A 22,380-nucleotide genomic window follows, 5' to 3' on the forward strand; every position below is an offset into this window, starting at 1 on the left:
GCGTATCTTGTTGCCTGTCCGTCTCGGAGAGCCCATGAAAAAAACGTGGAAGGATGCAGTCACCTTTATCACAGGCGGCGGCTCGGGGATCGGTCGAGCGCTCAGCCTGGAGCTCGCGCGGCGCGGCGCGCGCGTGACGGTGACGGACGTGAACGGCGACGCCGCTGCGAAGGTGGCGGCCGAGGCTGGAAACGGCGCTTCGTCGCGCGCGCTCGATGTGCGCGACGAAGCGGGCATGCGCGAGGCCATCGAGGACACCGCTGCCCGCGGCGGGCGCCTCGACTTGCTCATCAACAATGCGGGGATCGGCGTCGCCGGCGAGGCGCACGAGATCCCGCTCCCGCACTGGAACCGCGTCCTCGAGATCAACGTGCGCGGCGTGGTGCACGGCATCGTGGCGGGCTACCCGATCATGGTGCGCCAGAAGAGCGGCCATATCCTCAACGTGGCATCGCTCGCCGGCCTGGGCCCAGCACCGCTCTTCACGCCGTACGCGATGACCAAGCACGCCGTCGTCGGCCTCAGCACGAGCCTGCGAATCGAGGCGGCGGCCTACGGCGTCCACGTCAACGTGCTCTGCCCGGCCGCGGTCGAGACCCCGATTCTGGACTCCGAGAACCCCCCCGATTTGCCGGCGGTCCCGTGGGTTCCGAACGCACGACGCCTGCTCGAGGCCCTTGCCGGCCCGCCTTACCCGGCCGACGCGCTCGCGCGCGAGGCCCTCGATGCGGCGGCCGACGACGAGCCCGTCATCGTGCTGCCCTCGCGCGCACGCTTCCTCTGGCGCCTCGGCAGGATGTTCCCGGCGCTCGTCGAGAAGGGCGGCCGCGGCGAGATCGCCAAAGAGCGAGCGACGCGACGGTGAGCGTTCGAGCGTGGGGAGGTGGTGCTCCACTCCTCGGCGCAGACACTGAGCTCGCCATTCGAAAGGCTCCTTCGGGGCAGAACCGCGCGCACGTGCTGAGCTTCATCGACGCCGTGCTCATCGGAGGGGCGCACGCGCGAGCGTCGGAGTTCCTAGGCGCGAGCTACGTCGAGCACCGCGACACCGACGCGAGCGGCCCCGCCGCGCTCGTCGAGTACGTGAAGGACGAGGGCATCAGTTACGTCAAGGTGCACCACCTCATCGCCGATGGGAACTTCGTCTTCACCCTGTCGGAAGGGAAGCGCAACAACGCCGCCTATGGCTTCTACGATCTGTTCCGCGTCGAGGGCGGCGACATCGTCGAGCACTGGGACTCGCGGCGCTCCGTGCCCAACTCGACCATGAGCGGGCTCCCGATCTTCTAGAAAACCGATCACGTTGAAACCCGGATAAATTTCACAGGGAGGCGGGGAGGCGGGGAGGAAGAAGAAATGAATTTCTCCCTCTTGCCGTCTCTCGCTCTCCGCCTCCCCGCCTCCCCGTGAAATTTCTGCTTTTTCTCGTGGTTTCAACCCGTTTGTCGCCGCAGCGCCGCGTCTCACCGCGGTCTCGAAGCTTGACGAGCCTCTCGCTCGGCGCGGCGCCACCTCCTCTCGTTGCCTGTCGGCGACGCGCCAGTCGGGGCGGAAGCAGCGGCCTTCAGTGCGCGCGGGGCAGGAACGCGCCGTGGAAGGTCTGGGGCGAGGCGTGGCGCAGGTGGACCCGCGCCGCTGGCCCCTCGTCCATGTGCGCAGCGTCCCAGACGTGGATGGCGCTCTTCCCGGCCTTCGCGTCGGTGACCACGGCGAGCACGTGGCCGTCGCCCTCGGGGGCGCCGGGCGCGCGCGGCACGAAGACCGGCTCGGACGGGCGCTCGTGCTGCGCGATGCGCGCCAGGGTGATCGCGCCCGTGTCGACGTCGACGCGCGCGATGCCGTTTCCATTCGGGTCGTCGGCCCGCCCCTTCGTGGCGAGGAAGACGACGCCGTGCCGCTCCCCCTCGACCCGCGGGTCGGCGCGCGGGAATTCGCCGACGACGCCGCCGAGGTCCTCCACGAGCAGCTGCTCGCGGCTCGCGCGCACGCGGTGGCGCACGAGGACGCCGGCGTCGACGGAGGCGAGCTCGGGCCGATCGGGGTCCTTGCCGATCGCGCCGAGCGTGGCGAGCGTCCGGTAGCGGACGAGGTCGACGACGAGGTCCTCGCCGTCGTCGTAGGCGTTCGCGAAATGCCACTGGAAGAACGCGTCGACGCCGAAGCGGCGCACGCGGGAGACGTCGTCGATGTCGACGACGATCACCTCGGTGCCCCGGCCGGGCTCGAAGCGCACCCAGGACTCGAACCCTCCCCACTGGAGCATCGCGCGGCCCACCCGGATCATCGCGGGCGAGACGAAGAACACGAGGTGCCGGCGGGTGGCGCAGAAGTCGTGGAGCATCACCGGCGCCGGCAAGGGCACCGCGCCGAGCGAGCGCGCGCGCCCGTCGTCGTCGACAGCGTAGAGGTCGAGCTGGGTCCTGCGCCCGTAGCGGACGCCGAAGTTGTAGCTCGTCTTCCTGGCGGCAACCCGGTGCGGGTGGGCCGAGAAGGTGGGGCCCAGCACGCCGCCGAGATCGCTCTCGCCGAGCGTGTCGAGCGTCGCCGGATCGAGCTCCGTCGGCCTGCCGGACTCCACGAGCGCGTACAGCCGGCCGCCGGCGATGAAGGGGCTCGTGTTCGCGACGTTCTTGCCCCTGCGCTTGCCCTGCAGCGCGTGGAGCACGCGCTTCGGCCATGACAGGGTCGAGCCGTAGAGGCGCCGCCCGGCCGCGAGCTCCTCCACCAGGCCGCGGCTGCGCACGAGGCGGTGCGCGCCCTCCGCCCGGCCGCCAGACAGCCGCACCGCGAGCACCCCTCCGTCGGCCTCGAAGGAGTGCGGCACGCGGACGCCGAAGAGGGTCGCGCGGGCCGGGCCCACCCGAAAGAGCGTGCCCTCGAGGCCTTCGGGCAGCGTCCCCTCGACCGCGAGCGGCGTGAAGCCGTACTCGGCCTCGAGGTCGAGCGGGTGATCGAAGGCGCGCGCTCCGCGAGCGGCGTCCGTGGAGGCGCCCCCCGCGCCGGCGAAGGCGGCGTCGAGGGCGGCGTCGAAGTCGGGGGCGGACACGGCGATGGACATGGGACCTCCGGGCGGCCGATGTGAGCGTCGATCACATCGGGGTCGTGATGATGTCATCATCGATGACATTGGCGGGCGTCGAAGCGGCCGGCGCGGCGGCGCCGGCGCTCGTCAGTGCAGCCTGTCCTTGGCCTCGGCGAGCTCCTCGTTGATCCGGTCCACGAACGCGTCGAGGGTCATCGGGCCCTTGCTCGCGGCGGCGGCGGCCTCGATGGCCTGCGATGCGAGCGAGGTGAGGCGCTCGACGTAGGCGAGCTGGCCCTCGAGCTTCTCGTAGTCCCCATCGACGAAGTACCCGCTGTCGTCCTTGACGTCGAGCTCGGGCGCATAGCGCTGCTTCACGTACCGCAGGATGGCGCACACGGCGACGTGCACCTTGGGGCCGGCGAACTGGGTCTTCGTCCAGTTGTAGCGGCTCCCCTCCTTGAAGAACTCGACCCCCGGCGCCTCTGGCAGGCTGGGGACGCTGACGCTGACGCGCGGCCCTCCGCCGCGCCCCGACTTGTCCTGCGCTGCGCGGGTGAGGTTGCGCGTGATGGCCGCGGACTCCGCCAGCGCCTGACGCATCATGTCCGCCATCTTCGGGTCGCTGAGCAGCGCGTGGTACGTGTGGTTGATGAAGGTGCCTTCACCGTCGAAGTGGAAGTGGAGAGGCTCGCATTCGCGGTGGGGATAGAGCGTGATCCCCTCGAGACCCGAGCAGGTCACGCGCCGGTCTTCGATGAGCTCTTTCATGGTCTTGCTGGGCCAGCCGGCGGCCGCGGCCTTGGCGGCGAGATCCGCGACGAGCTCGGGGACGACGTTCGGGTCGCGGAGCTTGCCCGAGTACGCGATGGAGATGCCCATGGTGCCTCCTGAACGATCTCCCCTTACTCCAGCGCGGTCGTCGAGGCCAGCGCGCGCCGGGGAGGGAGCCTCGGCCGCGGCGACGATGACAGTGAAAGAGCCGCCGGAGCTCCCTCGCTCCGGCGACTCCAGACCGCCTGGCACCGCCTGAACCCGGACGCCTGACCGCGAGGCCCGGGGCTCGACGCAGCTTTCACGTCTAGAGCGGATGTCCGCGCCCCCGTCCTCGCCGGGCTACTGGCAGGCTGTCGCGCCGAAGCAGACCGCCGGATCCGCCGCGAAGCGACGGAAGTTGTCCGCCTCCGGGTGGCCCGGGAACGGAACATAGTAGTAGACGGCCTTGTCGTCGAAGCCGCTGCCGTCGTAGTAGGTCTGCCACGTCAGCGCGTAAGCGACGCCGGCGCTCTTGGCGAGATCGAGGAGGTGGGTGTTGTACCAGTCCTCGGTGAGCGCACCCCGCCCCGCGTCCGGAAACAGGCTCGTTACCTCGGCGGAAGAGAGCGTGACGGCGCCCGCCGAGCCGAGGCCGTAGTTGGCCAGGAACTCCGTCCGCAGGCTCTGATCGAACAGGGCGTCGTGCCACTTGCTCACGTGGTCTGCCGGGTAGAGCGCGAGCGACGCGCCCGCCGCGAGCTTGCTGACCCGGTGGAGGAGGTGCAGCCGGTAGGTGCCCGTCTCGGTGAGCGCGTGAGGCTTGCCCTTCTCCGCGCCGATCGCCGCGACGGCGCTCGCCATCGCCTTCATGTCCTCGAGATCTGCCGAGGACGCCGCGCGCTCGTACGGGTAATAGAGATCGATGCCGAGGATATCGATGAGATCGTCGCCAGGGTACGCCTCGAGGTAGTACTCCTCCAGCAGGGCGGACGGCGGCTGGGCGTCGTTCTCGAGCGCCGCGATCGCCTCCTGGGGCGGGCTCTCGTAGGCCGCGCCCAGCTCGGTGAGCTCCTCGATGAGGCGGGCCCGGAGCATGTCGCGAGAGAGGCTCTCCGGATCCCTGACCTTCGCCTCGGCGGGCGTCACCGAGCTGTCGCTCAGCTTTCGCACCTTGTCCGTCGAGTACGCGAAGATCACGTTCTCCATCCCCGGCTCGCTCCGGACGGCCTCGGCGAACGTGCGGTACGCGGCGCTGTAGGCGGCGGGGCCGGTGACGGCTCGATCGTCGTCGAGCAGGGCCTGGCAGTTCCAGTAGGGCTGACCCCACCAGAACCATCCGCCTGTGTGCTCGTGGAACGGACGGAGGACGATCGGCTTGCCGTCGAGCCCGTGCTCGCGGAAGAACTGGGCCACGTACTTCGCGTGGGCCACGAGCCAGTCGCGCGCCGAGATCCCGGCGTGGGTGCCCTGCTCGATCGGCACGTCGTTGGCGATCTTGCAGATGCACTTCAGGTTCTCGGGGATGTCCGCGCTGGAGCCGAGGGATCGCGAATAGTATGTCTCGGCGTAGAACGGGGTGCCTCCGCCCTGGGCGTGGATCGGGACGCTCTGGCCGTCGACCGTGATGGTCGCGAGCGGCGTCTCGATGGCGTCCGCGAAGTCCGAGGTGCTGACGTCGTAGTTGCACGGGGGCGTGTGCCAGTCGAAGGCCACCATCCCGCCCGGCTGCTCCAGCATGTACGCCGCGGCGTTCGCGGTGACGTCGCGGCGATTCCAGGGGACCGGATCGAAGACCATCGCGTCGAGGGAGATGCCGAGCAGCCCGGGGTTCTCTCCCACGGTGGCGCCGGCGTCCGACGACCAGCCCCGCTCGCCGCGGCTGGCGGCGCCCGCCATGCTCGAGAACCAGTCGTTGGTCGACACGAGCTGCTTGGTGCCCGGATCGTAGAGCCCCCACGTGATGGCGTTCTCGTAGCCGAACCGGAACTTGCCGGCTCGAGACGACGTCCAGAGGTCCTCGAGGAGGTCGCCCCTCGGCGTGTCCGGAAACTCCGGTGTGTCGTCCGGCGTGCCTGTCGAGGTGCTCGACGACGCGCCTCCGGACGCGCTGGACGACCCGCCTCCCGAGGCGCTCGACGACGTGCCTCCGGACGTGCTTGACGACCCGCCCCCCGAGCCTTCCGGCGGCGTGTCGTCGCTCGACGACCCGCAAGCGGCCGTCAAGCACAGGAGGAATGCGGCATGGAAGCGTGGGCTGAGCTGGATGAGATTCATGGGTTCTTCCCTGCGAACGGTGGCAGCGACGGGCGAAATAGAGCGTGTTAATCGGTTCAGTGTCAACGGCCACGTGATGGGCGCGCCGTCGCCGCCGGTTTCGCCGCGCGCGCCTCTGGCGTGACGCCGCAGCGCGTCGCCGCTGGCGCCTGTCGATGTGCTGCGGGCGGGTGGCCTGCAGGCCCGGCGTGGCCCTGGTCCAATTTGAACAGGGAGACGGGGCGGCGGGGAGAAAAAACCTGGTAAATCTCCCCGCCTCCCCGTCTCCCTGCGATCTTTCTCGGGCAAAATCGATCAGCACCCCTGTGTGTTATTAACCGGTTCATTTGTCCATGGATCATGGTCATGGAGCGCGCTTGAGCGCGCGGCCTCGGCGAGGACGCCGAGAAATCGGGGAGACAGGACGGCAGAGCGTCACGCGCGCCTGCTGTGGTGCAGGCGTTTGCAGGAACTTCGCTCCAGAGCTCCTGGGCGAGGTCGCGCCCGCGCACTGGGCGGCCATGGACGGCGACGTCCGGCGCCGCGGCCCCGCCGTGCTCGCGGGCACCTAGGATGAAGGGGCCTTCACCGGCATCCTGCGCCAGCCCCGGTGCCGCGCCGATCTCGAGGCGGCGCGCTCGGCGGTCGCCGCCTGCCCGGTCAACGCCTTGCGCCTCCGATCGTCGCCGTCCCGCGCGCGCGCCGGGCTGGGGGCGCTCGGCGCCCCGTTCCGCGCCTGGCCGCGCCGCATCGAAGAGGACGTCTGGGCCCTCGGCCATCCCGCGCGCGAAAACGCGGGCGCGACGGCGTACTTCATCGAGCGCCCCGGCGGCGTGCTCGTCGACCTGCCGAGCCCGACCGAGGCCGTCTTCCGTTTCCTCGAAGCGCACGGCGGCCACGTCCCTTTCTTCCGCTTCATCCCCTGGTTGCAGAGCCGCTCGTATCCCGGCACCCGCCTCGCGCGCGTGGTGCACGCGATCGGCGGAGAGGGCCCCGGGAGCGAGGCCTGGGTGCTGCCGCGCGCCGCCCGCCCGTACCTGCGCGATTACCGGCCAGAGAAGGGCGCCGCCGCGTGGCTGCGGGTCTCCCTGGTCGCGGCAGGGGCGGTCGCGAAGAGGCGGGCGTGAAGCGGTCTTGAGGACGGCCGGCGCTCCGGTCTTCGCAGGGCCGGGGCGGGGCCCGAGGCGCCGCCGCGCCGGCCTGCCCGCTCAGCCGGCCGCGCTGCCTCGGTCGTCCTGTCGCAGCAGATACGCTGTCTCGGGGTTCTCCCGGCGCCAGATCACGTTGTCCATGAAATAGTGGTGGATGTTCACGAACACGAAGACGGCTGCGAAGTACGGTGTCGGGCCCAGGTCGGACATCGCTTCGCCGTCGCTCGAGCTCAGTACCAGCGCGCTGTCGAGGAGCGCCGGCGCGCCGCGGAACACGACCCACCCGAGGCCGATGGCGGTCGCCGCCAGGATCCCGAGGCGCAGGCCGGTCGGCCGCCCGAACAGCGGCGGGCCCTCGGCGGCGCGCGCCTCGTTCCCCTTCAGGAGCCAGACGAAATACAGATATTGAACCGAGTGGAGCGCCGGGATCACGTAGACCATGAGCCGGTCGAGGCTTGAGTAGACCGTCCAGAGCCAGACCGTGATGAGGAAACCCGCCAGCGGCGCGAGCGGCGGCAGGCGCCGCTCCTTTCGCCACCTGCGCGCGATGACCCAGAGCAGCGCGAGCGCGCTGAGCCCGAAGGCGAGCCCGGTGACGGGCTCGAGCGCAGGCGGGTGCGCGAGCGACGTGTAGACGACGCCTTTCTCCTCGACCTCCCTGCCTGGATCCGCCGGGCTCGCCCACGCGTAAGCCCAGGCCGCGAAGCAGTGCACGAGGATCACCTTGCGCTCCAGGGGGTCGAACCGGAACCCACGCCGCGCCGAGAGCACCGTCAGGACACCGAAGCCCTGCTTCACGTAGTGCCAGCCCACCAGGAGGAACATGAGCTGGATCATGAAGCCCATCGCCCGCGCCGAGCCGGTTGAGAGCGCCCCGATCGCCCACGCGAGCAGCGCGAGCGGGACCAGGAGACCGGCGACGATGTAGCGGGCTCGCTGCGCCGGGGCGAACGCGCCGCCGAACGCGCGGCGCCTCGCGTCCTTGTAGAACAACAGGTACGTCACCGCGAAGTGAGGATCGTTGATCAGGGACGCGGCGTGGAACGTCAGGAAGCCGATCGCGAGCTCCGCCGCGTCGAGCCCGACGGCCCTGCGGGCGAGCCACGCGAGCGGAAAGAGAACGAGCGTCGCGCCCCCGACGAGCAGGAACTCGATGAGATGGGCGCGAAGCGCGGCTCCGCGCGGCGTCGCGACCGGGACTGGCAGCGTCGCTCCCGCGCTGGTCATGCGCCGAAGCTACCACACAGGGGCGCCCGTCCGGCGCGCGCGCCGCGCGCTCGGCCACCGGCGGCGCTGCCAAAATCCGTTGCCGTCGCGCCGCAGGCTCCGAGCAAATCTCTGGCCGCCCCGGGCATCCAAGCCGCCATGCCCACCCCCCTACCGCGACGGCGTGGAGATCCGAGGCTCGCCACGATCAGATCGCCGAGAGGCGCTCGGCCGTCAAGGAGAGGGTGGGGGAGCTCGAGGGCCTGAAGCAGAGCGAGCTCCGCCTCGAGGGCGAGCTTGATGCGATGCGATGTAGGCTCGAGGGGGTCGCGGGGCGCCGTGGCCTCCCTTTTCATCATCAATAAATGACGAGATTTCTCGTCACAAATAAATGACAGATCGCTCGTCGCAAATAAATGAAAGATTCGATGTCGCGCTGCCGCCGGCCGCAGCGCGAGCGTTCGGCGCGAAGCGGGCGCCGCTCCTCGTCCAGGTCCAGCTGTGCTATTCCGCGATCATGCGGAGTCGATCATGAGCCTGGACGACCTGCTCGAAGACGTCCACGAGGACCCGCTCATCACCGGCGCGGTCCAGCGTGCGCTCGTCGCCTATGCCGTGATTCTCCCCGCAGATGTCCTCCGTGACGTCGAGATGCTCGCCACGAGGACGCTGTTCGTGCACCCGCTCGGGATCTCGTTCGTCGCCCGGCTCAGCCCCGGCGTCCGCGCCGAGGTGGACATGGACGACGACCTCGCCGAGCAGGCGCGGCAGGGGTTCGCGGTCGGCGAGATCATGATCTCGATGATGCGCGTGCTCCGCAGGCGGGCGCGAGAGCGAGGCGAGCATCGCTTCTTGATGCCCGAGACGCCGATGCTCATGCTGCAGGCGTTCCTGGGCTACTTCAACCCGGACCCGGCGCTCTGGACGATGGGCGATGACGCCGTGCACGGCTCGCTGGACCGTCTCTGCGAGGCCATCGTCGGCCTGTTCTTCACGGGCCTCGTCGACGATGTGCTGGAGAGCCCATCGTCGCTCGACGACTGGGGGGAGACCGGCCGCGCGCTCTCCGCGGTGCTGCCGGCCATGACCGCGGCGCTCCGTGGCGCCAGGGCCCGGCTGTCCAGGCGCGACCGGCACGCGCTGGAGACCTACGACGCCTGCGGCTGGGATCCTGCGCGGCTCGAGCGCCGGCTGGGCGGCGGCCCGGAGCCCGCCCGTCCGGCGTTCTTCGCCCTGGGCGCGGCGCTCGCCGCAGAGCTCCGCGCCTCGCCGGCGAACTGACGCCGCGGGGCCGGCGTGGTCGTGCGTGGTCGTGAGGGCGCGCTCCCTCGCCTCACTCCGCCCCGTCCGCTTGCAGCGCAGGCAGCCACATGCGCACCGTCGTGCCCTCGCCCAGCGCGCTCTCGATACGGATGCTGCCGTGGTGCTCCTCGATGAACCGGTGCGTCAGCGACAGCCCGAGCCCGGTCCCTTGCCCGGGCGGCTTCGTCGTGAAGAACGGCTCGAAGATGCGGCTCAGATCCTCGGCGCGGATGCCGCAGCCGTGGTCGTGCACGTCGATCTCCACGCCGTGGATGTCGCCGCGCGGGAGCGGGCGAGCCTCGACCACCACGGCGCTTCCGTGCGGGCTGGCGTCGAGCGCATTGCCTATCACGTTGAGCAAGGCCGACTCGAGCTGCGATGCGTTGACGAGCACGTCGGGCAGCGCCGATGTGGTGCTGTCCGCCTCGAGGTGGACCCTGCGCTCGCGCGCCCGCGGCGCGGACAGGTCGACCGCGCGGCGGAGCGCCGCGCGCACGTCGCACGGCTCCCGGCCGATCGGCTTGCCGCGCGCGTACTCGAGCAGCGCCGTCACGAGATCCGAGCACCGGTTCGCCTGCCGCTCGATGGTGCCGAGCGCCTTGAGGATCGTGGCCTCGTCCGGCAGCCCGTGGCCCTTCCGGTGCCGCCTGAGCAGCAGCTGGGCGTTCATCAGGATGGCCGACACCGGGTTGTTCATCTCGTGCGACAGCCCCGCCACCAGCGTCCCTATCGCCGCCATCTTGCCTGCCTGGAGGAGCTCCTGCTGCGTCTCCGAGAGCCGCTCCAGCGCCGCCGCGAGCTCGCGGTTCTTCGCTGCGAGCTCCAGATAGGCGCGGTGCAGCCGCTCCGCGGCGCGGACTCGCGCCCTGAGCTCCAGGGGGTCGAACGGCTTGCTCATGTACTCGTCGGCGCCGACGTCGAGCCCCCCGACGGCCTCGGCGCCGCTCGCCCTGGCCGTCAAGAGGAGGATCGGGATGGCCCGGAGCGCGGGATCCCCCTTGATCCGCCTGACCAGCTCGAATCCGTCCATCTCCGGCATCATCACGTCCGAGACGATGACATCGGGCCTCTTCGTCGCGATCGACTCGAGCGCTTCCCGGCCGTTCGTCGCCAGGACGATCTCGTGTCCGGCCGACAGGATGTCTGCCAGGTAAGATCTCATGTCGGGGTTGTCTTCCACCACGAGCACGCGCGGCCCCTCCGCGCCGCCGTTGCCGCGGGGCGCGCCTGCGGCGGGCGGCGGAGGCATCTCGAAGCCGCGGAGGTTGATCGACGACGGGGGGGGCTCGGAGGTGCCCGCGCCGTTGACCGACCTCGGCGGCTCCGGCGCGACGGGCGCCCGCCGCGCTGCCAGGAAATCCGCGGCGCGCGGGAGCCGCACGAAGAAGCGAGAGCCGACCCCGGGCTCGCTCTCCACGCCGACCGTGCCGCCCATGAGCTCCGTGAGCTCCTTGGCCAGCGACAGCCCGATCCCCGTCCCCTCGTGCTTTCGCGTCGCCGAGGCGTCGATCTGCTGAAACCGTTGAAAGAGCAGGTGTCTCCTGTCCTCCGGGATGCCAGGACCGGTGTCCTCGACCGAGAGCTCGAACTGGCCATCGAGCGCCCGCAGGTCGACGGCGATGCGCCCGCCAGGCGGGGTAAACTTCAGCGCGTTGCCCAGCAGGTTGAGCGCGATCTTCTCGAGCTTGCGCCGGTCGGCGGGGACCCTCCGCAACTCGGGATCCAGGTGAATCGACAGATCGAGCCCACCGCGCGCCGCCGCCGGGCGAGCCTCCTCCACCATGTCCGACACCAGCTCTCCGACGTCGACGGCCTCCCAGTCGATCTGCATCTTGCCGGCCTCGATCTTCTGGTGATCGAGGACATCATCGACAAGCCGGCGGAGCCGCCGCCCGCTGCGCTGGACGAGCTCGAGGTCGGCCCGCACCCGCGGCGAGAGCGGTTCGTCCCGGTTGGACAGGAGCGACTCGAGCGGTCCCAGGATGAGGGAGAGCGGCGTCCGGAGCTCGTGGCTCATCACCGTGAGGAACTCTCCCTTGGCGCAGGCCGCGGCGTCCGCCGCCTCCTTGGCCTTCTGGAGCTCGATCTCCATGCGTTTGCGCTCGGTGATGTCCGCGTAGATCCCGAGGATCCCCGTCACATCGCCGCGCTCGTCGCGGATGGGCACCTTGCTTGTGAGCAGGAACCGCTGCTCGCCGTCCGGGCGGAGCAGCGGCTCCTCGACGTCGAGCATCGGGGTGCCACCCTCCATGACCTCCCGGTCGATGCGCACGAAGCACTCCGCGTTCTTGCTGCCCCACACGTCGAAATCGGTCTTGCCGACGAGGTTCTCCAGCACCTTCGTGTTGGTGTCGTTGAGGAAGTTCTGATTTCCCCCGAGAAACCGTCCATGACGGTCTTTCCAGAAGATGGCGTGGGGGACGTTGGCGATGACGTACTTGAGCACCGCCTGCTGCTGATCGACGGGCTGCGGCGTCCATTCCTGGGCGGCGGTGCCAATCGGGGCCTCGTCCGGCGGCGCCACACGGGGCGTCCTCGCGCGTGCTTCGCGCGTCCGACGGGCCGCGAGGAGCCTGCTGATCTTGGCGGAGAGGCGGTAGAGACGTCTCATCGTCGTATCGTCACAGGAGCATAAGGCGAGCGCGGGCGACATCAAACCTGCTGGGCACGGGAACGCCGCCGCCGAGCACGCACGGCCGTGGAAAATGACACCCGAGCAGGCTGGCGCGTCGGATCCGCCGCTCACCTCGCCGCCGGGCGCTGTGGTAGCGCCTGGTGTCGGTCCCGTCGAGCCCTCCCGGCGGCGCGGGCCTGGGCACATCGCCGCCCTCGTCCCACGCGCTCTGAGCCGGCGCCCGCGCACGGCGGCGACGGGTCCTCTCCGTGAACCTCGATGGGGGTCTCTCTGACGCTCCGGACGGGCCTTCGTCTCCTCGAGCGCGTGGGGGATCGATGCGGAGGGGTGAGCGCCGCGCTGCGGCGCGTGTGACAGACACGAAACAAAGGCGCGGTGCGTCACGAGGGCGCGTCAGGCCCGCTGGAGCCGAGGGAAAGCGCTTCCATCGCCTGGTGAACGGGTCCGGCGCGCCGTTGCGCCGTGACCGAACCATTACCGCAGGCCGCTCACGACGGGTGTTATAGAGGCCGTCCTTGTCATTAGGAGGCAGCTCAGCATGATTGAGGATCCGCAGGTCATCCGCAGCGCCGGCCTCCAGCCGATCGGCATCTGGCGCAGCGGGCCCTGGCTCCCCGCGTTCACATCGACAGACTTGCGGGAGGCCGTCTCCTGCGTGCGAGAGCCGGTGCACGTGGTGCGTGAGACGCCGGATGGGCGCGTCGGCGTGTCCCGGGGCGGCGCTGTCCTCCGCGAGGATCAGGTCAATGGGGTCCCCACGTTCCCGCTCCTCGGCACGCTGCCCGCCCTGTACCCGGAGTGGCTCGGAGACCGCTCCTTCGTCGAGGTCCACGGCCTGCGCTTCCCCTACGTGGCCGGCGCGATGGCGAACGGGATCCACACCACGCGGCTCACGATCGCGATGGCCAGGGCAGGCATGATGGGGTTCTTCGGCGCCGCAGGCCTCGGGCTTCACCGGATCGAGCAGGCGATCGACGAGATCTCCGCGGCGCTCGGCGCGGACGGCCCCACCTGGGGCTGTAACCTCATCCACGCTCCGAACCAGCCCAGGCTGGAGAGCGACACGGTGGAGCTCTACCTGAAGAGGGGAGTCCGGCGGGCCGAGGCGGCCGCCTACATGGGCCTGAACCCGATGGTCGTGCGGTTCGCCTACAGCGGCGTCAAGCGCTTGCCCGACGGCCGCGTCGACCGGAAGAACCACCTGTTCGCGAAGATCTCGCGCCCGGAGGTCGCCGCGCGCTTCCTGTCGCCCGCGCCGGCCGAGATCCTCGATACCTGCGTTCGCAACGGGTGGCTCACCCGCGACGAGGCGGAGCTCGCGCGGAGCCTGCCGGTCGCCGAGGACATCACCGTGGAAGCGGACTCCGGCGGTCACACTGACAACCAGCCCCTCGTCGCGCTGTTCCCGGTGATCCTCGGCGTCCGCGACGAGCTCGCGGCGAAGTACGGGTATCACCGGCCGATCCGCGTCGGCGCCGCCGGCGGGCTCTCCACGCCGGAGTCGGTCGCCGCCGCGTTCGCGCTCGGGGCCGCGTACGTGCTCACGGGCTCGGTCAACCAGTCGTGCATCGAGTCGGGCCTGTCCGACGAGGGCAAGAAGATGCTGGCCCAGGCCGATCTCCCGGACGTGGTGATGACGCCGGCCGCCGACATGTTCGAGCTCGGCGTGCAGGTCCAGGTGCTCAAGCGCGGCACGATGTTCGGTGTCCGCGCGCAGCGGCTCTACGACATCTACGTCGCCCACGACTCCATCGACTCGCTGCCCACGGACGTGCGCGCGCGCATCGAGAGGGAGCTGTTCCAGATGTCGTGCGACGAGGTGTGGGCGGGCTGCGAGCGGTTCTTCACGGAGCGCGACCCCGCGGAGCTCGAGCGCGCCGCGCGCGACCCGAAGCACAAGATGGCGCTGATCTTCCGCTGGTATCTCGGCATGTCCAGCAAGTGGGCGATCGCCGGGGACACGAAGCGCCGCGCCGATTACCAGATCTGGTGCGGCCCGGCCATGGGCGCGTTCAACCGCTGGGTCAAGGGGTCGTTCCTCGAGGACCCGGCGCGCCGCACGGCGGTCCAGGTCGCGCGCAACCTGCTCGAGGGCGCGGCCGTCGTCACGCGCGCGCAGCAGCTCCGGACGTACGGCGTCCCCGTGCCGAGCGCCGCATTCCACTTCACTCCTCGCCCGCTCGCCTGAGCGCCTGATCATCTGCCGAGGTCCTCATGCACCCTTCGTCTTCGCGTATCCCGTCCATCGCCGTCGTCGGCGTGAGCGCCATCTTCCCCGGCTCGCTCGACGCGCACGGCTTCTGGCGTGACATCCTGTCCGGGACAGACCTCATCACGGATGTCCCGAGCACCCACTGGCTGGTCGAGGACTACTATGATCCCGACCCGTCCGCCCCGGACAAGACATATGCGAAGCGCGGCGCCTTTCTCAAGGACGTGCCGTTCGATCCGCTCGAGTGGGGCGTCCCGCCCTCGATCGTGCCGGCGACGGACACGACGCAGCTGCTCGCGCTGATCGTGGCGAAGCGGGTCCTGGAGGACGCGGCGCAGGGGCAGTTCGAGGCGATGAACCGCGAGCGGATGAGCGTGATCCTCGGCGTCACCTCCGCGCAGGAGCTGCTCGCGTCGATGGTGAGCCGGATCCAGCGGCCGGTGTGGGCGAAGGCGCTCCGGGACCTCGGGTATCCGGAGGACGAGGTGAAGCGCGCCTGCGACAAGATCGCAGGCAACTACGTGCCGTGGCAGGAGTCGAGCTTTCCGGGCCTGCTCGGGAACGTGGTGGCCGGGCGCATCGCGAACCGGCTCGACCTCGGCGGGACGAACTGCGTGACCGACGCGGCGTGCGCGTCGTCGCTGTCAGCGATGTCGATGGCCATCAACGAGCTGGCGCTCGGGCAGTCCGATCTCGTGATCGCGGGCGGCTGCGACACGATGAACGACGCGTTCATGTACATGTGCTTCAGCAAGACGCCCGCGCTGTCCAAGTCGGGCGACTGCAGGCCGTTCTCCGACAAGGCCGACGGCACGCTGCTCGGCGAGGGCATCGCGATGGTCGCGCTCAAGCGGCTCGACGACGCCGAGCGCGACGGGGACCGGGTCTACGCGGTGATCCGCGGGATCGGCTCGTCGTCGGACGGGCGGAGCAAGAGCGTGTACGCGCCGGTGCCGGAAGGGCAGGCGAAGGCGATCCGCCGGACGTACGCCGCCGCGGGGTACGGCCCCGAGACCGTGGAGCTGATGGAGGCGCACGGCACCGGGACGAAGGCCGGCGACGCGGCCGAGTTCGAGGGCCTGCGCGCGATGTTCGACGCGTCGGGGCGCGCTGACCGCCAGTGGTGCGCGCTCGGCAGCGTGAAGTCGCAGATCGGCCACACGAAGGCGGCGGCCGGCGCGGCCGGCCTGTTCAAGGCGATCATGGCGCTGCACCACAAGGTGCTCCCGCCGACCATCAAGGTCGACAAGCCGAACCCCAAGCTCGACATAGAAAAGACCGCTTTCTATCTCAACACCCAGGCGCGGCCGTGGATCCGGCCGGGGGACCACCCGCGGCGGGCGTCGGTGAGCTCGTTCGGCTTCGGCGGCTCGAACTTCCACGTGGCGCTGGAGGAGTACACGGGCCCGGCGCCGAAGGCGTGGCGGGTGCGGGCCTTGCCGGCGGAGCTCTTCCTCCTGTCGGCGGACACGCCGGCGGCGCTCGCGGATCGCGCGCGGGCGCTGGCGAAGGAGGCAGAGGTGCCCGAGATCCTGCGCTTCCTGGCGCGGGAGTCGGTGCTCTCGTTCGACGCGTCGAGGCCGGCGCGGCTCGGGCTGTGCGCGACGGACGAGGCGGATCTCAGGAAGAAGCTCGAGCAGGTCGCGGCGCACCTCGCGGCGAGGCCGGAGCAGGCGCTCTCGGCGCCGCTCGTGCACTGCGCGAGCGGGGAGGCGCCGGGGCGGGTGGCGTTCCTGTTCCCGGGGCAGGGGAGCCAGTACGTCGGGATGGGCGCGGACGCGCTCATGACGTTCGACCCGGCCCGCGCGGCCTGGGACGCGGCGGCGGGCGTCGCGATCGCGGACGCGCCGCTGCACGAGGTGGTGTTCCCGCGGCCGGTGTTCTCGGACGAGGACCGGGCGGCGCAGGAGGCGCGGCTCCGCGAGACGCGGTGGGCGCAGCCGGCGATCGGCGCGACGAGCCTCTCGCACCTCGCGCTGCTCGCGGCGCTCGGGGTGCGGGCCGAGGCGTTCGCGGGCCACAGCTTCGGGGAGATCACGGCGCTGCACGCGGCCGGGGCGCTCTCCGCGGCGGACCTCCTGCGCGTGGCGCGGCGGCGCGGCGAGCTGATGGGCGCCGCGTCGTCGGAGCGGGGCGCGATGATCGCGGTCCCGCGGGGGATCGACGAGGTGCGGGCGCTCGGCCTCGCCGGCGTGGTGATCGCGAACCACAACGGCCCGAAGCAGGTGGTGCTGTCGGGGTCGGTCGCGGCGATCGAGGCCGCGGAGGAGCGGCTGAAGGGCGTCGGGATCCAGGCGCGGCGCCTCGACGTGGCCGCGGCGTTCCACTCGCCGCTCGTGGCGGAGGCGAGCGCGCCGCTCCGCGAGTTCCTGGCGGGCATCGCGGTCGAGGCGCCGGCGGCGCCCGTGTACAGCAACGCGGAGATCGAGCCGTACGCGGGCGGCGGCGACGCGGCGCGCGACCGGCTGGCGCGGCAGCTCGCGGAGCCGGTGCGGTTCGTGGAGGAGATCGAGCGGATGTACGCGGACGGCGTGCGCACGTTCGTCGAGGTCGGGCCGGGCTCGGTGCTGACGAACCTGGTCGGCGACATCCTGAGCGGTCGGCCGCACCGGGCGGTGGCGCTCGACCGCAAGGGCAAGCACGGCGTGACGAGCCTGCTCGAGGCGGTGGCGCGGCTCGCCGTGGCCGGGGTGCCGCTGGACACGCGGGTCCTCTGGGAAGGCTTCGCGGCGCCGAGCGATCCGCGGGCGCAGTCGAAGCCGAAGCTGGCGCTGCAGATCAACGGGAGCAACTACGGCAAGCCGTATCCGCCGCAGGGGGGCGCGAAGGCGCTGCCGGCGGCGAGCCCGCCGCGGGCGGCGCAGAAGCCGGCGACGGAGGCGGTGCAGCCGGTGGCGAGCGCGCCGCGGCCGGTGGCGAGCGCGTCGCAGGCGGCAGTGAGCGCGTCGCAGGCGGCAGTGAGCGCGTCGCGGCCGGCAGTGAGCGCGTCGCGGCCGGCAGTGAGCGCGTCGCAGCCGGCGGTGAGCGCGTCGGCGCCTGTGGTGAGCGCGTCGCGGCCGGCAGTGAGCGCGTCGCGGCTGGCAGTGAGCGCGTCGCAGGCGGCAGTGAGCGCGTCGCAGCCGGCGGTGGGCGCGTCCGCGCCTGGGGTGAGCGCGTCGCAGCCGGCGGTGAGCGCGTCCGCGCCTGCGCTGGCGAGCGTGTCGGCGCCTGTGGTGAGCGCGCCGCGGCCGGCAGTGAGCTCGTCGGCGCCTGTGGTGAGCGCGCCGCGGCCGGCAGTGAGCTCGCCGGCGCCTGTGGTGAGCGCGTCGCGGCCGGCGGCGAGCGCGTCGTGGCTGGCCGCGTACCAGGAGGCGCAGCGCGCGACGGCGGAAGCCCACAGCGTGTACCAGCGCACGATGGCGGAGAGCCACATCGCCTTCCTTCAGGCCGCCGAGGCGTCCTTCGCAGGGCTTGCTGCGCTGGCGACCGGTGCTCCGTATCCCGTCGCTGCGACGACGGTGTCCGAGGTACGGCCTTCGCCGGTTCTCCTCGCTCCGGTGCATGTGGGGCCTGTCTCGGAGGCGTCCGTACGGCCTGCAGCGGCGCCGGCCGCTCGCCCCGGTGAGGGCAGGAGCACCGTGACCCTGGACGGCCTGAACGGGGCAGGTGGGGAGCTCCACACGGCTGTCGCGCTGCCGGCGCAGGCGGCGCCTGCCGTGACAGCGAAGGTGGCAGCTGCAGCGCCCGCCGTGACAGCAAAAGCGGCCATCGCGGTGCCTGCTGCGGCTGTGAAGGCGGCAGCCGCTGCGCCCGCGGTGGCAGTGTCCACGGCCGTCATCGCGCCTGCCGCCGCCGTGGCGACGCAGGCGGCGGTCGCCGCTGCGCCGCGTGTCGATATCGAGCGCTTGGTCCTCGACGTCGTCGCGGACAAGACGGGGTACCCCGTCTCCATGCTCGGGCTGCAGATGGAGCTGGAGAGCGATCTCGGCATCGACAGCATCAAGCGGGTGGAGATCCTGTCCTCGGTCCGTGACCGCACGCCCGGGCTGTCGGAGGTCGATGCCTCGGCGCTGGCGCAGCTGCGCACGCTGGGGCAGGTCGTCGACCACCTCCGCGCCTCGCTGCCGGCCGCCGGGCCGGCCGCCAGCGCGAGTGCGGCTGTCGCCGCGCCCGCCGCGAAGGCGTCTGCCGTCGCGGCGCCTGCTGCCGCTTCCGGCGCCGCGCCTGGCGCGGCCGAGGTGGAGCGGGTGGTCATGGCGGTCGTCGCGGAGACGACGGGCTACCCGGCGGAGATGCTCGGGCTGCAGATGGAGCTGGAGAGCGATCTCGGCATCGACAGCATCAAGCGGGTGGAGATCCTGTCGGCGGTCCGCGACCGGACGCCGGGGCTGTCGGAGGTCGACGCCTCGGCGCTGGCGCAGCTGCGCACGCTGGGGCAGGTCGTCGACCACCTCCGCGCCTCGCTGCCTGCCGCCAGCGCTAGCCCGGCAGCCGCCGCGCCCACCGTCGCCACCGCGCCCGCCGTCGTTTCCGGCGCAGCGCCTGGTGCGGCCGAGGTGGAGCGTGTGGTGATGGCGGTCGTCGCGGAGACGACGGGCTACCCGGCGGAGATGCTCGGGCTGCAGATGGAGCTGGAGAGCGATCTCGGCATCGACAGCATCAAGCGGGTGGAGATCCTGTCGGCGGTTCGCGACCGGACGCCGGGGCTGTCGGAGGTCGATGCGTCGGCGCTGGCGCAGCTGCGCACGCTGGGGCAGGTCGTCGACCACCTCCGCGCCTCGCTACCGGCCGCCAGCGCCAGTCCCGCTGTCGCCGCGTCCGCGGCGAAGGCGTCTGCCGTCGCGGCGCCTGCTGTCGCGGCGCCTGCCGTCGCGTCCGGCGCGGCGCCCGGCGCGCCCGAGGTGGAGCGTGTGGTGATGGCGGTCGTCGCGGAGACGACGGGCTACCCGGCGGAGATGCTCGGGCTGCAGATGGAGCTGGAGAGCGACCTCGGCATCGACAGCATCAAGCGGGTGGAGATCCTGTCGGCAGTTCGCGACCGGACACCCGGACTGGCGGAGGTCGACGCCTCGGCGCTGGCGCAGCTGCGCACGCTGGGGCAGGTCGTCGACCACCTCCGCGCCTCGCTGCCTGCTGCCAGCGCTGCCAGCGCCAGCCCGGCATTCGCCACGCCCCCTGTCGCCGCCGCGCCCGTCGCCGTCGCGCCTGCCACCGCTTCCGGCGCGTCCGGCGCGTCCGGCGCAGCGCCTGGTGCGGCCGAGGTGGAGCGAGTCGTGATGGCGGTCGTCGCGGAGACGACGGGCTATCCGGCGGAGATGCTGGGGCTGCAGATGGAGCTGGAGAGCGACCTCGGCATCGACAGCATCAAGCGGGTGGAGATCCTGTCGGCGGTCCGCGACCGGACGCCCGGCCTCGCGGAGGTCGACGCCTCGGCGCTGGCGCAGCTGCGCACGCTGGGGCAGGTCGTCGACCACCTCCGCGCGAGCCTCGGTTCCGCCGCTGTTGCCGCCGGCGCTGCCCCGGCGGAGCCCGCCGAGGAGCCGGCCTCCTCACCCCTCGGCCGGTGGACGCTCGTCGAGGAGCCGGCGCCCGCCGCCGGCCTCGCGATGCCGGGCCTCTTCGACGCAGGCACCATCGTGGTCACTGGCCACGACGCGATCGGCACCGCGCTCGTCGCGGCCCTCGCGGCGCGCGGCATCGCCGCCGAGTACGCCCCCGCCGTGCCCCACGGCGCGCGCGGCGCCGTGTTCCTCGGCGGCCTGCGCGAGCTGGCCACGGCCGACGAGGCGCTCGCCGTCCACCGCGAGGCGTTCCTCGCTGCCCAGGCGATCGCGGCGAAGCCGGCCCTGTTCGTCACGGTCCAGGACACCGGCGGCGACTTCGGTGTCGCGGGCTCGGACCGCGCCTGGGTCGGCGGGCTGCCGGGCCTCGTGAAGACCGCGGCGCTGGAGTGGGCCGAGGCGTCCTGCCGCGCGATCGACCTCGAGCGCGGCGGCCGCCCCGCCGGCGAGCTCGCGGAGGCCATCACCTCGGAGCTCCTGTCCGGCGGCGTCGAGCTCGAGATCGGCCTGCGCGCGGACGGCCGGCGCACCGCGCCGCGAAGCGTCCGGCAGGACGCGCAGCCCGGGCCGCTCCCCCTCGGGCCGTCCGACGTGGTCGTGGCGAGCGGCGGCGCCCGCGGCGTCACCGCGGCGACGCTGATCGCGCTCGCCAGGGCCAGCCGCGCGCGGTTCGCGCTGCTCGGCCGCACCGCGCTCGAGGACGAGCCGGTCGCCTGCCGCGGCGCCGACGGCGAGGCCGCGCTCAAGGCGGCGCTCGTCAAGGCGGCGACCTCCGCGGGCCAGCGGGTGACCCCGGCGGAGATCGGCAGGAGCGTCGCGAAGATCCTCGCGAACCGCGAGGTCCGCGCGACGCTCGACGCGATCCGCGCCGCCGGCGGCGAGGCCCTCTACGTCCCGGCCGACGTGAACGACGCGCGGGCGGTGGCCGCGGCGCTCGACGGCGTGCGCCGCGCCCTCGGCCCCGTCACGGCGATCGTCCACGGCGCGGGCGTGCTCGCCGACAAGCTCGTCGCCGAGAAGACGGTCGAGCAGTTCGAGCGCGTGTTCAGCACGAAGGTCGACGGCCTCCGGGCCCTGCTCGGCGCGACCGCGGGCGACCCGCTCAAGGCGATCGTCCTCTTCAGCTCGATCGCCGCGCGCGGCGGCAACAAGGGGCAGTGCGACTACGCCATGGCGAACGAGGTTCTGAACAAGGTCGCGGCCGCCGAGGCAGCCCGCCGCCCCGGCTGCCGGGTGAAGTCGCTCGGCTGGGGCCCCTGGCAAGGCGGCATGGTGAACGCGGCGCTCGAGGCCCACTTCGCGCAGCTCGGCGTGCCGCTCATCCCGCTCGCCGCGGGCGCGAAGATGCTCCTCGACGAGCTGTGCGACGCATCCGGCGATCGCGGCGATCGCGGCGATCGCGGGCAAGGCGGCGCCCCGCCCGGCGCTGTCGAGCTCGTGCTCGGCGCGGAGCCGAAGGCGCTCGCGGCCCAGGGCCACGGCGGCCGGGTCGCGCTGGCCGTCCGCGCGGACCGCGCGACGCACCCCTACCTCGGCGATCACGCCATCAACGGCGTCCCCGTGGTGCCGGTGGTCATCGCGCTCGAGTGGTTCGCCCGCGCCGCGCGCGCGTGCCGGCCGGATCTCGTCGTGACCGAGCTCCGCGACGTGCGGGTCCTGCGCGGGATCAAGCTCGCCGCGTACGAGTCCGGCGGCGAGGTGTTCCGCGTCGACTGCCGCGAGGTGAGCAACGGCCACGGCGCGGTGCTCGCGGCGGAGCTGCGCGGGCCGCAGGGGGCGCTGCACTACGCGGCGACCATCCAGATGCAGCAGCCCGAGGGGCGCGTGGCCCCGAAGGGCCCGGCTGCGCCGGAGCTCGGCCCGTGGCCCGCCGGCGGCGAGCTGTACGACGGCCGCACGCTCTTCCACGGCCGCGACTTCCAGGTGATCCGGCGGCTCGACGGCGTGAGCCGCGACGGGATCGCGGGGACGGTCGTGGGCCTCCGCGAGGCCGGCTGGGTGGCCCAGCCGTGGAAGACCGATCCAGCGGCGCTCGACGGAGGGCTGCAGCTCGCGACGCTGTGGACGCAGCACGTGCTCGGCGGCGCGGCGCTCCCGATGTCCGTGGGCGCGCTGCACACCTTCGCCGAGGGGCCGTCCGACGGCCCGCTGCGCGCGGTGGTGCGCGGGCAGATCGTGGCCCGCGATCGCACGAAGGCCGACATCGCCTTCGTCGACGACCGCGGCTCGCTCGTCGCGGAGCTGCGCGACGTGCAGTACGTCCTGCGCCCCGACACGGCGCGCGGCCAGGCGTGATCGAGGCC

The 22,380-nt window shown here is 72.0% G+C and carries 11 protein-coding genes; 6 read left to right on the plus strand and 5 right to left on the minus strand.

Annotated elements, in window-relative coordinates:
• The first annotated feature begins 34 nt into the window (after positions 1–34).
• On the plus strand, positions 35–865 hold the full coding sequence (locus WMF19_RS04390) for an SDR family NAD(P)-dependent oxidoreductase (RefSeq protein WP_437897921.1): 831 nt from the start codon (positions 35–37) through the stop codon (positions 863–865).
• Complete coding sequence (locus WMF19_RS04395) at positions 862–1,290, plus strand: nuclear transport factor 2 family protein (protein WP_437897922.1); 429 nt, start codon at positions 862–864, stop codon at positions 1,288–1,290. Before WMF19_RS04390 ends, WMF19_RS04395 begins: the two co-directional genes overlap by 4 nt.
• Before the next feature lie 274 nt (positions 1,291–1,564).
• Here the strand turns inward: WMF19_RS04395 and WMF19_RS04400 are convergent, their stop codons facing one another.
• The 3 genes from WMF19_RS04400 to WMF19_RS04410 form a co-directional block, all read right to left on the minus strand.
• Positions 1,565–3,058 carry a carotenoid oxygenase family protein gene (locus WMF19_RS04400; protein ID WP_437897923.1) on the minus strand — a complete coding sequence of 498 codons (1,494 nt, stop codon included), beginning with the start codon at positions 3,056–3,058 and terminating at the stop codon, positions 1,565–1,567.
• A gap of 111 nt (positions 3,059–3,169) precedes the next feature.
• Entirely contained in the window at positions 3,170–3,904 is a 735-nt protein-coding gene (locus WMF19_RS04405) for a hypothetical protein (protein ID WP_437897924.1), read from the minus strand.
• Positions 3,905–4,138: 234 nt separating this feature from the next.
• The gene (locus tag WMF19_RS04410; RefSeq protein WP_437897925.1) at positions 4,139–6,052 is read right to left on the minus strand and encodes a glycosyl hydrolase; all 1,914 of its coding nucleotides are present in this window, start codon (positions 6,050–6,052) and stop codon (positions 4,139–4,141) included.
• A 647-nt stretch (positions 6,053–6,699) separates the two neighbouring features.
• On the opposite strand from WMF19_RS04410, the gene WMF19_RS04415 reads away from it, so the two are divergent.
• Positions 6,700–7,158, plus strand: a complete 459-nt coding sequence (locus WMF19_RS04415; RefSeq protein ID WP_437897926.1) for a hypothetical protein — start codon at positions 6,700–6,702, stop codon at positions 7,156–7,158.
• A gap of 81 nt (positions 7,159–7,239) precedes the next feature.
• On the opposite strand, the gene WMF19_RS04420 is transcribed toward WMF19_RS04415, so the two are convergent.
• Positions 7,240–8,409, minus strand: a complete 1,170-nt coding sequence (locus WMF19_RS04420) for a hypothetical protein (RefSeq protein WP_437897927.1) — start codon at positions 8,407–8,409, stop codon at positions 7,240–7,242.
• Between the two features lie 510 nt (positions 8,410–8,919).
• Between WMF19_RS04420 and WMF19_RS04425 the strand changes: the two genes are divergently transcribed.
• The gene (locus WMF19_RS04425; RefSeq protein WP_437897928.1) at positions 8,920–9,669 is read left to right on the plus strand and encodes a hypothetical protein; all 750 of its coding nucleotides are present in this window, start codon (positions 8,920–8,922) and stop codon (positions 9,667–9,669) included.
• 52 nt (positions 9,670–9,721) lie between these two features.
• Here the strand turns inward: WMF19_RS04425 and WMF19_RS04430 are convergent, their stop codons facing one another.
• Complete coding sequence (locus tag WMF19_RS04430) at positions 9,722–12,301, minus strand: ATP-binding protein (protein WP_437897929.1); 2,580 nt, start codon at positions 12,299–12,301, stop codon at positions 9,722–9,724.
• Positions 12,302–12,863: 562 nt separating this feature from the next.
• Between WMF19_RS04430 and WMF19_RS04435 the strand changes: the two genes are divergently transcribed.
• Positions 12,864–14,513 (plus strand): PfaD family polyunsaturated fatty acid/polyketide biosynthesis protein, encoded by a 1,650-nt coding sequence (locus tag WMF19_RS04435; protein ID WP_437897930.1) that lies wholly within the window; start codon positions 12,864–12,866, stop codon positions 14,511–14,513.
• A gap of 26 nt (positions 14,514–14,539) precedes the next feature.
• Entirely contained in the window at positions 14,540–22,372 is a 7,833-nt protein-coding gene (locus tag WMF19_RS04440) for an SDR family NAD(P)-dependent oxidoreductase (RefSeq protein WP_437897931.1), read from the plus strand.
• The last annotated feature ends 8 nt before the right edge of the window (positions 22,373–22,380 follow it).

It is taken from the genome of Sorangium sp. So ce124, from assembly GCF_051525235.1.
Lineage (GTDB): Bacteria > Myxococcota_A > Polyangia > Polyangiales > Polyangiaceae > Sorangium > Sorangium atrum.

Coding starts and splice junctions, on each gene's coding strand:
- WMF19_RS04420 (WP_437897927.1), bottom strand. CDS start 8,409: ATGACCAGCGCGGGAGCGACGCTGCCAGTCCCGGTCGCGACGCCGCGC.
- WMF19_RS04440 (WP_437897931.1), top strand. CDS start 14,540: ATGCACCCTTCGTCTTCGCGTATCCCGTCCATCGCCGTCGTCGGCGTG.
- WMF19_RS04435 (WP_437897930.1), top strand. CDS start 12,864: ATGATTGAGGATCCGCAGGTCATCCGCAGCGCCGGCCTCCAGCCGATC.
- WMF19_RS04390 (WP_437897921.1), top strand. CDS start 35: ATGAAAAAAACGTGGAAGGATGCAGTCACCTTTATCACAGGCGGCGGC.
- WMF19_RS04430 (WP_437897929.1), bottom strand. CDS start 12,301: ATGAGACGTCTCTACCGCCTCTCCGCCAAGATCAGCAGGCTCCTCGCG.
- WMF19_RS04400 (WP_437897923.1), bottom strand. CDS start 3,058: ATGTCCATCGCCGTGTCCGCCCCCGACTTCGACGCCGCCCTCGACGCC.
- WMF19_RS04405 (WP_437897924.1), bottom strand. CDS start 3,904: ATGGGCATCTCCATCGCGTACTCGGGCAAGCTCCGCGACCCGAACGTC.
- WMF19_RS04425 (WP_437897928.1), top strand. CDS start 8,920: ATGAGCCTGGACGACCTGCTCGAAGACGTCCACGAGGACCCGCTCATC.
- WMF19_RS04410 (WP_437897925.1), bottom strand. CDS start 6,052: ATGAATCTCATCCAGCTCAGCCCACGCTTCCATGCCGCATTCCTCCTG.